Consider the following 15,545-nt stretch of genomic DNA (forward strand, 5'->3'; position numbering starts at 1 on the left):
GGCTTCGGCCTGTTTTTTTATGTGCTTCAAAGACTTAATATTCAATCGAAAACACACCAGTGCCAAACCGTTAACCCCTGCAAAACTTCTTAAATCACAAATCTTCTGCATAGCAATTAGTATATACATACGCCTCCTAACCTCACTAACAAAAATATCGCTTAGGAGATGAACATACTCACTATAAACACATATCACCACATCATTTACACGGCATGTAAGCCTGTTTAAGCAGTATTTTAGCCATAGCAATCATAGCTAATAAAATTAGGCATACAGTCTTTGAATATCGTCATTACAGAGCAAAAGAAAGCCTCATGTCAAACAGACTACCTTGAACAAAAAAATATAAATATCAATAAATAACATAGCGATCAACACCCTAATTTTACCGTGATCTTTTAAAGCTGAAATTTGCATGCAAATAACTGAATACTGATCGCCATTCGTTAATCGCTCCATTTACAAATGAAAAAGCCAGCATCACAGGACGCTGGCTCTTATTAAAAATTGATTTAAATCAATGATGGAATACTGCAGATGCAGATTCTTCTTTCGGCGCTTGATAGCCTTTCGGCTTGCGGACAAATAGAATGAAAAAGCTTGCAATCGCTGCAGGCACAATAAAGATAAAGAAGATATTGCTGACATCGGTATTAGAAGCCAATAAATACCCGCCCAAAACTGGCGCCATAATCGAACCAAAACGGCCAATGCCTAAGCCCCAGCCAATCCCCGTTGCCCGCGCATAGTCAGGATAGAAACTGCTGGTAAACGAGTTCATGATCAGGTTGCCGCCAATGATGCAGAAACCCGCTGCCAGCACGCCGACCACTAATAATGTCGGATTGGTGTTTTGAAAACCAATAAATAGGGTCGCAATTGCAGCGCCGACAAACATGGTGAACAAAATAGGCGATTTGTTTTGAACTTTGTCTGCAACATAAGAAATCAATAAGGCACCAATAACACCTGACAGCAGAAATAAAGATGTCATCACATTGGCAACATTAATGCTCAAACCCGACTGTTTCAGCAGCACTGGCAGCCAGCTCAGGTAGAAATAAGTCAACATCATCATAGACATATAAGTACCCCATATGAAGATGGTCGGACGCGCCCAGCCATTACGGAATAAATTCAATACAGGGAATCTGCTTTCACCCGATGCAACAGCCAAATCTTTTGGCAAATGGTTAAAGCTTTCCGGCACATTCCAGCCTGGCATAAAGTCCTTGGTCATTGCACGGAAACGAGTATACGGCGCAGCATCTGACAGCAAATTATTTACTGCTTCAGGCAAGAATCTATAAATAAATGGAAGCATGACAATGGGAATAATCCCGCCAATCATTAACACCACCTTCCAGCCAAATGAGTCCACTAAAGCCGCAGAAACCAAGCCGCTCAGCATACCGCCTAATGAATACCCTGCCGCTGCAACCGTCACCATCAAAGTACGGTAGCGTGTAGGCGAATAGTCCGACATCAGCGCCAAGGCATTCGGCATTGCAGCGCCCATGCCTAAGCCACACAAGAAGCGCACGATCATTAAAGAGGTAATGTCATAAGTGAAAATCATGCCGATGGTGAGTAATGAATAGGTCAATACACACGCCATCAAGACATTACGGCTGCCAAAGCGGTCACCCAAAGGTGAGATCAGCATAGCGCCAAGGGTTAAGCCTAAAATATTTGCAGTAAATACGGGGGCAAAAGTTGCGGCAGGCAGTGACCACTGCTCCGAAAGAATAGGCACCATATAGCTGATGGCTTGAGCATCGTAACCATCGGTAATCAATACAATCAAAATGATGGCGAGCGCCCACCACGTTCTTTTCGAGACTGGGTTCTTATCCAAGGCTTCACGATAAGCCAGTGTTTGCGAATTATTCATAAAAATCCTTTCTACATTTAATCCATGTATAAATGCGTCGTCTGTGATTGCATCTATTACGCTGATCGTAATTCAATTCTATTTTTCTTGCAATAGCCAAAAAAAGTGATTAAGGTAAAAAAAGACAGCACAGCAGCTGTTGTCTTTTTAGCCGAAATAAAAGGGACATTTTCATGACACAACGAACAGTATTGATTACTGGTGCCGGTCAAGGGATTGGCGCTGGCCTCGCAAAAATATTGGCGAACGCTGGCTACAAAATTATTGCGACGGACATCAATCAGCAAAATTGTGAAAATTTATTGCGTGAACTAACGGGAACAGGCCATCTCGCTTACGGCATTGATGTTTCAAACGAACAGCAGGTGCAAAAAATATTTGCAGATGCTGAAGCAAAAGCTGGCGCGATTGACTGCCTTGTCTGCGCAGCCGGTATTCTAATTTTACATGATGGCCAACGCAAACTGATTGTGGATACAGATTTATCTGAATGGGAACTTACTCATGCCATCAATACACGCGGCACTTTCTTGTGTACTCGTGAATTTGTCCGCACACGCATTCAAAAACCTGTGCCACATGGCCGTGTCGTAACTTTTTCTTCCTGTGCTGCTCAGCTTGGCGGTTACCGTTCAAGCTCGGCGTACATTTCAAGTAAAGCCGCAGTATTGGGCTATACCAAAGCATTGGCGCGTGAAGTTGCAGAACATCAAATCACAGTCAATGGCATTGCGCCTGGCTTGATTGACACAGCCATGCTGCGCCTTTCTATGAAAGATGGTCAGGAACAAGCCGCAGCGGCCAATATTCCCTTACAGCGCTTAGGGCAAGTCGAAGACATTGCCGCAGCCATTCAATTTTTAATTTCAGAACAAGCCGCTTACATCACAGGTTCAATGATTGATGTAAATGGCGGATACCGCATGCAATAAACATCTAAGGATAGATAGGTTTTATATGGATACAAATGTAGAAAAGAAATACGCATTGGTGACTGGCGGCGCCAGCGGCATGGGCTTGGCTTGTGTAAAACGTTTATCTCAAGACGGTTTTAGCGTGTTCTTTTTAGACCGCAATGCAGAACAAGTTGAGGCCGTGACGCAAGATCTGAATGCTCAAGGCTTTAACGTTAAAGGCTTTGTCGTCGATCTGACCGATGAGCCTTCACTGGAACAACTTATAGATGAATTGCCAAGCTTATCTGCCCTAGTCAATAACGCAGGTATTTTTGATGAGCGTTTATTTGATGAAGCATCATCTGCAGATTTCCGCCGCATGTTTGAAGTGAACACCATTGCCGTACATAACTTGACGCAATTGGCTGTGCGCAAAATGCCAAATAACTCGCGCGTAGTTATCATTGCTTCACGCGCCTATTTAGGTGCAAAAAACCATATCCATTACGTTTCATCTAAATCTGCCGTGGTTGGCTACACCCGCGCTGCAGCCATGGAACTTGCACCGCGTGAAATCATGGTCAATGCCATTGCACCCGGTTTAATTGAAACACCCATTCTTAAATCGCTGACCCCAGAGCGCCGCAAAGCGCAGGAAGCGCTGCAGCCTACAGGCAAAGCTGGCATGCCTGAAGATATTGCCCATGCAGTGTCATTTTTCAGTAGCGCCAAGACCTGCTTTATTACTGGGCAAGTGCTGTTTGTCGATGGCGGTAAATCACTGGGCGGCAGCTACGCTTAAAACAGCCAAAGTTTAACCTTTACTCTTTTGGCAATATGAATCTCCTTGTCTTTGTCATATTGCCTTTTTTATTCTCTACAAAGGACTGGATATGACTCAATCCCATACCGCCTTGATTACAGGCGGCGGCCAAGGACTTGGCCGTGCAACGGCACTCGAAATGGCAGCAAACGGCATAAATGTACTCATTACCGATTTGAATGAAGTTGCCTTAAAAGAAACGGTCAGCTTGGCGTCAGACGTCAGCAAAATTCACTATATCGTTCAGGATGTCACCGCAGAAAATGCACCTCAGCAAGCTGTGCAGGCTGCTATTGAGCATTTTGGCGGTTTAGACTGGCTGATAAATAACGCAGGCATCGGCAAATCAAAAAGCCTGATGGACACCAGCGATGCGGATTGGGACCGCTACAGCGACCTGAACCTGCGCAGTGTCTTCCGCATGTCAAAAGCGGCCATTCCCCATATGCAGGCTGGCCGCGGCTCAATCATTAACCTTGGTTCTATTTTCGGCTTATTGGGCAATCCGGGTACCGCCCCTTATGCCGCAACCAAAGCCGCTGTCATGGGATTAACCAAACAAATGGCAACGGATTTAGGCCCGCAAGGCATTCGCGTCAATGCGATTGCGCCGGGTTTAATCAAAACACCATTGACCGCGGAACGTATTGATCACGACCGCAATTTCCAAAAACTGATGGTCGAAACCACCCCCTTTCAGCGTGTAGGCCGCCCTGAAGATATTGCCAACGCGATTTATTTCCTCTGCTCTGACAAAGCCAGCTTTATTAATGGCCACACACTGGTGGTCGATGGCGGCTGGAGCACCTCAAATTATGTTTATTCCGCTTTAAACGAGATTTAAAAAATGCAATACGAACTAAGATTTTACTATATCGAAAAAGGCCGCATGGCTGACATTGAAGCGCGTATGCGTGATGGTTTGCCGCCGCTTTTAAATAAACACGGCATCAATGTGGTTGGGCGCTGGAGTGTTTTAGCTGGCCCGCAATGCTCTATGTTCATTTATTTAATGGCATGGAAAGACAATACTGAACGTGATACCAATTGGGGCGGTTTTTACAATGACCCAGAATGGTGGGCATTGCGCGCAGAAACCAACGCAGGCACAGAGCTGGTTGAATATTATGATATTCATTTGCTTTCTCCTGCCATCTCTTGGCTCAACCATGCAGAAAAAAATGGCTTGCCGGCATTAGGCGCCCTGCATGAACTAATCGTGCAGCCGATTGCCAATGGTCAGCCGAAAGCAGCGCAAGAATATTTGGAAAATACGGCTTTCCCTACGCTGATTAAGCATGGCGGCGACATTCTAGGCAGTTTTGTTCCGCAAAGCGGCATGAATATGCCGGGCATAGTCAGCATTATCAGCTGGCCTAGTTTTGAAGCGCGCCTTGCGGGCTGGAAAGCCTATTGGGCAGATGAGGCTATTCAAACAGCGTTAAAACAGCAACGTGAACAGCTGGGGAAATACTTATTGGGTCGTTCAGATATCTACCTGCTCGAACCTGCATCATTTGCGCCCATTCATCCAAGCTTAGGACGGATTAAATGAATAAAGACGTCGATTTACTGGTGGTTGGCAGCGGCGCAGCAGGCATGTGCGCTGCCATTGTTGCTAAACTTTCGGGCTTAAATGTCCTGCTGATTGAAAAAACCAGCAAAATCGGCGGCACCACCGCCTTATCAGGCGGTGGAACGTGGATTCCGCTTAATCATCAAGGCATTGCTCTAGGCGTACAAGATACATTGGAGCAAGCCGAGCTGTATTTAGATACCGTGATTGGAATGGATGCCCCTAAAGCGCTACGCAGCAACTTTTTAAAATTTGGCCCAGAAATGCTGAAGTTCATGGAGCAGCACACTGAAGTTAAATTTTCTGGCCGCAAATATTCACCAGACTATTTGCCGGAAAAATGCGGTGCAGGCACTGGCGGCCGCGCCTTAGATCCGCTGGAATTTGACGGGCGCTTATTAGGTCAAAATTTTGAAAACCTAAAAAGCCCTTTGCCTGAATTTTTAGTCTTTGACGGCATGATGGTCAATAAAATGGATATTGACCTGCTGCTGCGAGCGAAAACCAGCGCAGACGGTTTTTTCCATGCGGCAAAAATGGTCACGCGTTTTGCCCTAGACCGTTTGCGCGGTTACTCACGCGGCACACGCTTAGTATTGGGCAATGCATTGGCTGGCCGCCTGTATAAAAGCATGCTTGATTTAAACATTGAGATTCTGACTGATACAGCCATTCAAAGCCTTGAAAAAAATGCAGATGGACGTGTTGATGCGGCGTATTGCCAGCAGCAAGGCAAAGCACTGTCGATTACTGCAAAAAAAGGCATTGTCTTGGCAACTGGCGGTTTCCCCAATAACATTGAGATGCGTCAAAAGTATTTGCCTGCGCCGACAGGTCTCTGGTCTGCAGGCAATCCGCACAATACAGGTGACGGCATTAATGCCGGTTTGGGCATTGGCGCAAAAATGGGCAGCAATGTCAATAACGGATTTTATTCGCCTATTTCTCAGCGCAAGCGTAAAGACGGCACCACCGCAAATTTCCCACATTTAATGCTAGATCGCTACAAACCCGGCATTATTATGCTCAATGCCGAGGGTAAACGTTTTGTCAATGAAGCCAATTCTTACCATGAATGCGGCGCAGCGCAATATCAATCGAATGCCAATCCGGGCTGGATTATGTGTGATGCCACAGCCATGAAAAAATATGGTTTAGGACTGGTTCGACCCAATCCAAGTGACACAGAACTGAAAGGTTTTATGCAAGAAAACTATTTGATTTGCGCTAATAACATTGTGGAATTGGCACAGCAGATTCAGGTAAATGCCACCGTACTGGAAAAAACCATTCACAATTACAACCAAGATGCAGTTGCAGGCGCAGACCGTGAATTTGGCAAAGGCAGCAATATTTACAATACCTACTTGGGCGACCCAACCCATGCGGGTAATCCATGCCTAGCACCCGTAGATCAAGCGCCTTATTATGCCATTCAGATATTCCCGGGAGATATTGGCACCTCTGCGGGTTTAGTTACCGATGAATTTGCCCGTGTATTAGATGAAAATCAGCAGATTATTACTGGGCTGTATGCTGCAGGCAATGATATGAATTCAATCATGGGCGGTCATTACCCTGGCCCAGGCATCACGCTAGGCCCTGGTCTCACTTTTGGCTATATTGCCGCCAAGCATGCGGCAGGCAAACTTTAGTTCAGCTCCATTCAAAAATGTATTGATAAAATAATTCTTCTTTCACAGCATGCAATAAAAAAGGTGAATCTTTTCAGGCCCACCTTTTTTATGCTGATGATTTTAAAAAATCACATCGCATCGACATTGCAGCCCAGTTTATAACTGGCTTCCCGAGCAGTACGGAGCAATAGTTTTGCGGCATCACTGTCAAAATCAGCATTAAAGGTGTCCTGCATGCCAATCACCGTAATTACACCAACAATACGCTGATGAATATTAAAAATGGGAGCAGACATCGCATTGACACCCGTCATCACTTTTCCATGAATTTGGTTCATACCATGCTCACGGATCTTTAAAATCTTTGCGCGGATTTTCCCAAGATTATCAATTCCATGTGTTTTCTTTAATTCATCTTCTGGAATATATGCACAGAAAACTTGACCTGTAGATGATTCCATTAATGGCAGTACAGAACCCACTTTGGTCACCATTGTAAATGCTTTGATGGCTTCTTCTAAGTGAATCACTGTCGGGCCTTGATTACCCCAAATGGCTAAGAAACAGGTTTCCTGTAAATCCAGACACAATTGATGCACAAAAGGTTTCGCAATTTTTACAACATCTAAACTGCCCAGTGCCGCGGCTGCCACATACAGTGCTGTCGGGCCGAGTTTATATTGGCTGGTTTCTGGATCCTGCTCTGCAAATCCGTTGGCCAGTAACGCCTGTAAATAGCGATGCAATTTACTTGCAGGAATATTCAAATGCTCGGAAAGACCGCTCAATGTTGTTGATGGCGCTAAATCTGCCAGCCCTTTTAAAATATCTGTACTCAGCTCTGCGGCTTGTACTTTTTGCTGACGTTTTAATGGCACTTCTTTGGTTATTTCATTCGCCATAGTTACTATCAACTCTCATAATCTATTAAGTCTAAAACTTTTTTTAATCATATCCTAAAGCGTATCCATAATATCAAATTATGATGATCCCCATTCGTTTAAAATGCTTTTTCGAATATTTTTTTGCGCGATTTCATTAAATTAACACATTATTTTTCAAGTAAATTTAGATGTTTTTCATTTAAATATCAGAAATAAAGTCAATGAGCTAATCCATTGAGATAAAAGATTAAATCATGACAGAAAGCAATCACTATGTTGGCTAAACCTGCAATTGCCTGTTCTATGCAATGTGACTAATCACTGCAGTAGGCTCAAATATAAAGATACTGTCAGCAACTAACTCAGGCTCCCCCCTGACGTAACTCAATAAAGTCTTGAGTGCTTCATTGATCGCCATATCTGTTCATTTACTCATTAAGATAATGGGCTAGGATCAAACTATATGACCCAAAGCACACTCAATCCGCCCTAGCCATTGAGATTCTAAAATAACCAAAAAAATATAAGCAACTGAATAATATTAGAATTAAATCTTATTGATGCCGCTGTTTGCTCAGCCTTCTGCGCAAGTCAAAAAAGAAAATGATAATAGGATGGAATATCAAAAAACCGCAATGGCTCATTTTACTTGCGGATAATACTGTTTAAAATTTTCAGGTGAAGGCATATGCAAACACAACTCACATCAATCTAAATATCATCTCTCATAGCTAAGATACACATCAGCCTACATACTGAAACCTTTCAAATACATGCAAGTTTATCTCACAACAAACAATTCAAGTAATTCAAGTAATTCAAGTAATTCAAAGGATTAGGAAGACGATTCAATTATATAACTCAATATGAGCAAATTGATTCTACCTGCACAGCAGTTTGGTTAAAAAATATTTATATCAAATAAATAGACTATCACCTTACTCCAAAAAGCTTTATAGATAAGTCAATGAAGCAGATAGCTTTTGTCAAAAAAATAAAATTAGACAGAGCTCATACTCGAGTTTTATCTGAAATTAAAGAGGTAGAGCCTATTTTCGAAATTGCAATGTTCAGGCAACTAAGCACTTTTAATGAAAATTACTTGTTTTAGCTTTTTGCGTTATAACTTTAAATTACTTTATACGGGTTTGTACAAGTATTTATAGGAAATTTGGTGCGGCCAGCGGGACTCGAACCCACGCCACAGGCTTCGGAGACCTGTACTCTATCCAGTTGAGCTATGGCCGCTACAGTAGGATTGCGCACATCATATCAAAAAAATCAGTTAGGTAAAGCATCTATATATCTCGCTTCGAATTTAGTGCTTACACTTTGTACAATATTCCATATTTGCAACGCAGTATTCCCTGTCAATTACTTGGTTTATTCGATCAATTCGCTCACAATACCCTCACTATTTACCCTGTGAGATTTTCATGACTGATGCATTGACGCTAAGGGATTTATCCAAAACCTACAGAAATGGGTTTCAAGCGCTGAAAGGAATTAATTTAACAGTTCCAGAAGGCGAATTTTATGCACTGCTTGGTCCAAACGGTGCAGGTAAATCAACCACAATCAGCATCATCAGCTCACTGACAAAAAAAACCTCTGGCAGTGTAGAAATTTTTGGTCATAATTTGGAAACCCACCCATCCAATGCCAAACAGTGCCTCGGTGTTGTCCCTCAAGAATTTAACTTTGGCCAGTTCGAAAAAACTTTTGATATTTTGGTCACCCAAGCGGGCTACTACGGCATTCCTAAAAAAATAGCTGAAAAACGTGCTGAAGAATATCTTGAAAAATTAGGGCTATGGGATAAGCGCAACACTCAGGGGCGTATGCTGTCTGGCGGTATGAAACGCCGCTTAATGATTGCCCGCGCTATGATGCATGAGCCGAAACTGCTTATTTTGGATGAGCCAACTGCTGGTGTAGATATTGAGCTGCGTCGTTCAATGTGGGAATTTCTGACCGAAATGAACGAGAACGGCACATCTATTATTCTAACTACACACTATCTAGAAGAAGCTGAAATGCTGTGCCGCCGCATTGCCATTATTGACCGCGGTGTGATTAAAGAAGACACCAGCATGAAAAGTTTCCTGAATCAGTTGAGCGAAGAATCCTTTATTTTTGACTTAGTCGAACCGATTCAGCCGCTGCATATAGATATTATTGGTGTGCGTTTCAACTTAATTGACTCACTTACTTTAGAAGTCACCATGGACAAAGCGCATACATTAAATGAATTGTTCCAGTTAATGGAAGCGCAAGGCATTCAAGTTCGCAGTATGCGCAACAAATCCAACCGCTTAGAAGAACTGTTTGTAAAAATGGTGGAAAAAAATCTTGATGGAGCAGCGCAATGAATTTCAGCCAGTTAAAAGTCGCGCTCTATACACTCGTTTATAAAGAAATTCGCCGTTTTATGCGAATTTGGCCGCAAACCCTGCTGCCGCCTGCTATTACCATGAGCCTATATTTTGTGATCTTTGGTAATTTAGTCGGTTCACGCATTGGCACAATGGGCGGCTTTACTTATATGCAGTTTATTGTGCCCGGCTTAATTATGATGGCCGTGATTACCAATAGCTATGCCAACGTGTCTTCCAGTTTTTTCAGCGCTAAATTCCAAAAAAGCATTGAAGAGCTGATTATGAGCCCAGTTCCACTGCATGCTGTATTATGGGGCTACATCTTGGGCGGCGTTTGCCGCGGCGTACTGGTTGGCATCATTGTGACTGCCATGAGCCTGTTTTTTACTGACTTGAATATCACCAATTGGTTTGTAACTATATATACAGTATTAATCACCTCCTTCTTGTTCTCTTTAGGCGGTTTTATTAATGCCGTCTATGCAAAATCGTTTGATGATATTTCAATTATTCCAACTTTCGTGCTCACACCGCTGACCTATTTAGGCGGCGTGTTTTATGCGATTTCATCGCTAAGCCCATTTTGGCAAAATTTATCGTTAATTAACCCAGTGGTATATATGGTCAATGCGTTCCGCTACGGCATTTTAGGCCATAGCGATGTCAACGTTGGCATTTCACTTGGCGTGGTTACATTATGCTGTGCTGTACTTTACGGCATTGCTTACTATTTACTTTCTCGTGGTTCAGGAATGCGTGAATAATGAGTGTAGAACATTCTCTTTTAGGTAAAGACACCAACTATCCCACAGAATATCAGCCCGATATTCTGTTCCCTATTGCCCGTGCAACTGCCCGTGCCAGCTACTCGCATGTTGAAGGCATACAGCAAGGCAAAGACTGGTGGCATGTCTTTGAAATTTCATGGCTGAATGCTCAGGGTATTCCGCAAGTTGCTATTGGGCGTCTCACGTTGCCGGCAACATCGCCAAATCTGATCGAATCAAAATCTTTAAAACTGTATTTCAACAGTATGAATTTTACGGCTTTTGATTCTAAAGAGGCATTTAAAGCAACAGTTGAAAAAGATTTATCTGCTGCTGCTGGCGCAGACGTAACGATTGACCTGTTTCATGCTGACGATGTGCAGATTTCTGATCCGCAAGGCTTCTGTATTGATGAACTCGTTCCTTCTGAATTGGAAAATCATCCGAATGCGGCCCTTCTGGCCTTCGATCAAACCGATGATGCCGACGTGGATGTGCAATTTTATTCACATTTACTCAGAAGTAACTGCCCAGTCACTGGACAACCAGACTGGGGCACGGTATTTATAAGATATAAGGGGAAAAAACCAGCTTACGAAAGTATTTTGGCTTATATCATCTCTTATCGTCAGCATAATGGTTTTCACGAGCAATGCGTGGAGCAGATGTATGCCGACATTTGGCAAAACCTGAAACCTGAAAAACTGATGGTTTATGCTGCCTATACGCGCCGCGGGGGGTTAGACATTAACCCTTGCCGAGTATCGGATTTAACATGGATGCCTCGCCCAATTCGATTGGCGCGACAATAAAATAAAGAACATTGAGGTTTATAAGATGCCATTTTTTGGTTTTATTCCATCTGAATCGCTTTTAGGTACGATTGAGACTGCACAAAGTAAAAAGAATTCCAGCGAGCCTTTGTACCCATTACGGGATAAAACTGCCCTGCTGATCAATGATGAAATTATTGATGCGACTATTCTTGGGCCAGTGCGTCTATTTCCCGCCAGCGACAAGCGCGATACAGCTGAAAAACTTGCTGGATATGTCAAATCGACTGTTGCTGTGCTTTTAAAACAGCTTCTGAGCAAAGCATCAAACGATGTTGTACAGCAATCGATCGCTTTTTCAGAAAGAAGCCTATTTACCGATGCTTCTGGTGCAAAACGCGTAGGTGAATCATTAGACAGCAGTTTAGTGATCAATCTAAAATCTGCTTATTCAGAGATTAAAGCTGGCAATGACATCAATAAATCGGCATTTGCTGAGCTATATAAACAGTTTGCAGAAGCCACTGTTCGCCATTTTATGAATGATTTCAACAAAACGTTGGATTTAGGCATGATTAAACGCAAAGCAGCAGACATTGGCTCTGCGGCAGTGATCAAGGCCATTCATATTGCCATTGATAAAATCTTCCCTAATTTAACTAAGGAAGAGTTAGGCGCGCTGGCAGAGGCTCACGACCCTTTATTCCACCCTTAATTTACGTTTCTACTATATATAGCTATATATAGTTAAAAAATCTGTTGAGTTGCCGTATTGGAGCTATGCTTCAGTGCGGCTTTTTAATGCCTGTTTAAAAACAGCTGTATTGGTATAGAGCGCTCAGCAGCACTCATATTGATAAAATCAAAAAAATGTATTCCCTGCTTCATATATACCATGCAGCAACGGTCATAAAACATCTAAGATCTGACCGAACTTCACAGCACCAGCTGTGGAATTAGATGTACATTACTAAGCCCAACATGGCCGAACTATTAATTGAAATTTCTCTTTAACTATATAGAGATACTTATTTCCCCCAATACATCTCACAAAAAATTCTTTTTGGTCAATCCTTGTCTACTTTTATAGAACTTTTTGTTAACTTGCACCCCATGAGTGTTATCTTAAGGAATTGAAAGAAACAGCCTTTAAAATCAGCACTTTTAGATGCTTTTGTATTTCGCGTATCTTTAACGCATTACGGTCATTGGACACGTATTGATAATAATTTTGGAACTTAGCCCAATATGTCTAAACAACATTTTTATAAAAAGCTTAAAACTTTGGCCATTATTGCCGGTGCAGTCTCTGCAACCAGTTTTTGTCAGGCCAATGATTTTCAAAATTCAGCTCAATATTTTAATTTTAAGCAAAAAACCATGCAGACCTATGGCCTAAGCGCGGAACAAGTTGATTGGGCAATGAGCGGTGCGAAAAATCTGCCGAATATTATCAATATCATGAATCGGCCTGGTGAAAGCAAACCTTGGTATGACTACAAAACCAATTTCATAGCCGAAAGCACCATTCAGCGCGGTGTGCGCTTTAAACAGCAGTATGCAGACACCCTGAATCGTGCAGAGCAGCAATTTGGCGTCCCGCAATCCATTATCTTAGGCATTTTAGGGGTAGAAACTGGTTTTGGCACCAATAAAGGCAACTTCGTTACCCGCGATGCGCTGGCAACACTCGGCTTTGGCTATGAACGCCGCGCTGCTTATTTTCAGGATGAATTAAGCGCATTAATTGCTTGGTCATATAAAGATGGCGTACCGGCGAGTTCAATTGTCGGTTCTTATGCAGGCGCAGTCGGCTATCCGCAATTTATGCCAAGCAACATTCCAAAATTTGGCGTTGACTACGATGGCAACGGTCATATTGATCTGAGAAATTCAGCAGTAGACGCCATTGGATCTATTGCAAATTATCTCGCGCAGCATGGCTGGCAGCGCAATCAGCCTATTGCGTTTTCAGCGCGCTACTCAGGCAACAATCCTGCATCGATCATTGCGGCAGATTTAAACCAGCCAACGCCTTACGGTGTTTTAAAGGCTCAAGGCATTAGCCCTTTGAATCCTATCGTAAAAATTGATGACTTAGATTTAGTGAATGTCATCCAGCTGCAAGAAAACTATGGACCAATTTATTACATTACTTACCCTAATTTTCAGGTCATCACGACTTATAACAAAAGCCGCATGTATGCCACTGCTTTGTGGCTTTTAGGGACTGAAATTACCAGCCGATAAGGCTGGTAATTTCCTGCAGAATAAAAAAGTCAACAAAAAAAACAGTTAAAAAGATCACAAAATAGGCTTTTTAAACAACTTGTTACATTATTGGTTATTTTTTAACCATCATTTGTTTATTTTATGTGCTTTTTTGAACTATTTTAATTAAACACTAGACAGCCTGTTGACCGCATGAATATTATCCATTTCGTCAAATGTAGTTGCAAAAGTGAAATAACAGGCAACATTGCATAAATTTCAACTACTTGAAATTCACTGCAAAAACTGCCCTTGGGAGATAAACAATGCAGTCGTCAATTATAAAATATGCCTTAGCGCTTGCCACAACGGCAGTCCTAAGTCAGTCACAAGCTGAGATGGTTCAGTCATCATTTACCAATGATAGCGACAACTCTCGCCTTGCAGCGCGTGCTTTAAACAAAGAAGCGCAAAGCTTTAACTCAAATTTTAAAAATCTCAGCAGCCTTTCAATCACTGAGCGTTCTGGCGACAAAATCCGCCAAGAAACTATCGCTGCAAAAATTGAAATCCCTGAAGATGAGCCTTCAGTGATTGAGAAGTTGAATACCGTAGCATCAAACACTGTACGCCGCTTCAGCCAAACAGGCACTGCTTCGTGGTATGGCCGTCAATTCCATGGCCGTAAAACTGCAAGCGGTGACACATTCGATATGAATGGCCTTACTGCAGCGCACCGCAGCTTACCGCTGAACTGTTTTATCCGTGTAACGAATAAAAACAACGGCAAAAGTGTTGTGGTAAAAGTAAATGACCGCGGCCCGTTCCATGGCAACCGCGTACTAGATCTTTCTTATGGCGCAGCTAAACAACTGGGCATTACCAACTCTGGCACAGCCAAAGTCAGCATCGAACGTGTAGATGGTCCAAACTCTTAATGTTTCACTGACTGCATTTGACCTAAAAGCCACCTAATCGGTGGCTTTTGTTATTCTGCATTAGAACTACAGTTTCATATTCGATAGGCCATCTTCAAACATTCGTCTTTCCGCTGAAATTGACTCGTACATTTCAAAAAGCTTCAATTAAAAATAAGCAAATTTTTATTTTTGACGCTGTCAATTTTATTGCTTATATTTTAGACAGCAATCAGCCAAAGAAGAGAAGCTTGATGAAAACAGTAAATGAATGGTTTGATGAATACTCTGAAAGCCACCAGAACAAAACCAACAAATTGATTCATTGGGTTTGCGTACCAACCATCTATTTTTCAATTCTTGGCATTTTGGCGCACTTTAGTGTTTTGCTCACCGCGCTTTTAGTAATTATGGCTATGATTTTTTATGCCCGATTGGATATTGTGCTGGCCATTGCTATGGCAGCCTTAACATTGCTTATGTCTTGGCTGATTTTTATTTTACCTGCCGGTTTTGGACTCTATATTGCCTTATTCGTTATTGCATGGATTGGGCAATTTTATGGCCATAAAATTGAAGGTAAAAAGCCATCTTTTTTTAAAGATCTGCAATTCCTCCTTATTGGCCCAATTTGGTGCGTTGATGCTTACCTAGGTAAAGTTAGCTCAAAATGGAATTCACGCCAAAAATCGCAAATAGCGAGCATTTAGAGCACTTCTAATTTAAGATTGATGGAAAAAGCTTTTCTTTACACTTTTTCCATCAAATACAGCCGTTATTTATAAA

General features: G+C 42.4%; 14 protein-coding genes and 1 tRNA gene. 12 read left to right on the forward strand and 3 right to left on the reverse strand.

The features are described from left to right. Positions 1–520: 520 nt before the first annotated feature. The gene (locus B9T34_RS00815; protein WP_086211274.1) at positions 521–1,897 is read right to left on the reverse strand and encodes an MFS transporter; all 1,377 of its coding nucleotides are present in this window, start codon (positions 1,895–1,897) and stop codon (positions 521–523) included. 173 nt (positions 1,898–2,070) lie between these two features. Between B9T34_RS00815 and B9T34_RS00820 the strand changes: the two genes are divergently transcribed. The 5 genes from B9T34_RS00820 to B9T34_RS00840 all read left to right on the forward strand — a co-directional run bounded on the left by B9T34_RS00820 (position 2,071) and on the right by B9T34_RS00840 (position 6,847). Continuing rightward, positions 2,071–2,829: an SDR family NAD(P)-dependent oxidoreductase gene (locus B9T34_RS00820; RefSeq protein WP_086211275.1), complete on the forward strand. Its 759-nt coding sequence runs from the start codon at positions 2,071–2,073 to the stop codon at positions 2,827–2,829. A 25-nt stretch (positions 2,830–2,854) separates the two neighbouring features. Continuing rightward, positions 2,855–3,595, forward strand: coding sequence for an SDR family NAD(P)-dependent oxidoreductase (locus tag B9T34_RS00825; protein WP_086211276.1), 741 nt, complete (start codon positions 2,855–2,857; stop codon positions 3,593–3,595). Between the two features lie 91 nt (positions 3,596–3,686). Then, a complete protein-coding gene (locus tag B9T34_RS00830) occupies positions 3,687–4,460 on the forward strand; it encodes an SDR family NAD(P)-dependent oxidoreductase (protein ID WP_086211277.1) in 774 nt (257 codons plus the stop codon). Between the two features lie 3 nt (positions 4,461–4,463). Then, complete coding sequence (locus tag B9T34_RS00835) at positions 4,464–5,171, forward strand: NIPSNAP family protein (protein WP_086211278.1); 708 nt, start codon at positions 4,464–4,466, stop codon at positions 5,169–5,171. Beyond that, positions 5,168–6,847 carry an FAD-binding protein gene (locus B9T34_RS00840; protein WP_086211279.1) on the forward strand — a complete coding sequence of 560 codons (1,680 nt, stop codon included), beginning with the start codon at positions 5,168–5,170 and terminating at the stop codon, positions 6,845–6,847. The genes B9T34_RS00835 and B9T34_RS00840 overlap by 4 nt, the downstream gene beginning before the upstream one ends. A gap of 110 nt (positions 6,848–6,957) precedes the next feature. Here the strand turns inward: B9T34_RS00840 and B9T34_RS00845 are convergent, their stop codons facing one another. Beyond that, positions 6,958–7,731, reverse strand: coding sequence for an IclR family transcriptional regulator (locus tag B9T34_RS00845; RefSeq protein ID WP_086211280.1), 774 nt, complete (start codon positions 7,729–7,731; stop codon positions 6,958–6,960). 1,154 nt (positions 7,732–8,885) lie between these two features. Beyond that, positions 8,886–8,961 (reverse strand) — tRNA-Arg (locus B9T34_RS00850). 188 nt (positions 8,962–9,149) lie between these two features. Here B9T34_RS00850 and B9T34_RS00855 point away from each other — a divergent pair. From B9T34_RS00855 to B9T34_RS00885, 7 genes are all read left to right on the forward strand, one after another. Then, a complete protein-coding gene (locus B9T34_RS00855) occupies positions 9,150–10,085 on the forward strand; it encodes an ABC transporter ATP-binding protein (RefSeq protein WP_086211281.1) in 936 nt (311 codons plus the stop codon). Continuing rightward, positions 10,082–10,855: an ABC transporter permease gene (locus B9T34_RS00860; protein ID WP_086211282.1), complete on the forward strand. Its 774-nt coding sequence runs from the start codon at positions 10,082–10,084 to the stop codon at positions 10,853–10,855. The genes B9T34_RS00855 and B9T34_RS00860 overlap by 4 nt, the downstream gene beginning before the upstream one ends. After that, a complete protein-coding gene (queF, locus tag B9T34_RS00865) occupies positions 10,855–11,670 on the forward strand; it encodes an NADPH-dependent 7-cyano-7-deazaguanine reductase QueF (RefSeq protein ID WP_086211283.1) in 816 nt (271 codons plus the stop codon). Before B9T34_RS00860 ends, queF begins: the two co-directional genes overlap by 1 nt. 25 nt (positions 11,671–11,695) lie before the next feature. After that, on the forward strand, positions 11,696–12,346 hold the full coding sequence (locus B9T34_RS00870) for a hypothetical protein (protein ID WP_086211284.1): 651 nt from the start codon (positions 11,696–11,698) through the stop codon (positions 12,344–12,346). Positions 12,347–12,879: 533 nt separating this feature from the next. Further along, positions 12,880–13,881, forward strand: coding sequence for a lytic murein transglycosylase B (mltB, locus tag B9T34_RS00875; RefSeq protein ID WP_086211285.1), 1,002 nt, complete (start codon positions 12,880–12,882; stop codon positions 13,879–13,881). A 287-nt stretch (positions 13,882–14,168) separates the two neighbouring features. Further along, positions 14,169–14,780, forward strand: a complete 612-nt coding sequence (locus B9T34_RS00880; RefSeq protein WP_086211286.1) for a septal ring lytic transglycosylase RlpA family protein — start codon at positions 14,169–14,171, stop codon at positions 14,778–14,780. A gap of 233 nt (positions 14,781–15,013) precedes the next feature. Continuing rightward, positions 15,014–15,469 (forward strand): DUF962 domain-containing protein, encoded by a 456-nt coding sequence (locus tag B9T34_RS00885; protein ID WP_086211635.1) that lies wholly within the window; start codon positions 15,014–15,016, stop codon positions 15,467–15,469. The last annotated feature ends 76 nt before the right edge of the window (positions 15,470–15,545 follow it).

This window comes from Acinetobacter sp. ANC 3813, assembly GCF_002135435.1.
In the GTDB taxonomy this organism is placed as follows: domain Bacteria; phylum Pseudomonadota; class Gammaproteobacteria; order Pseudomonadales; family Moraxellaceae; genus Acinetobacter.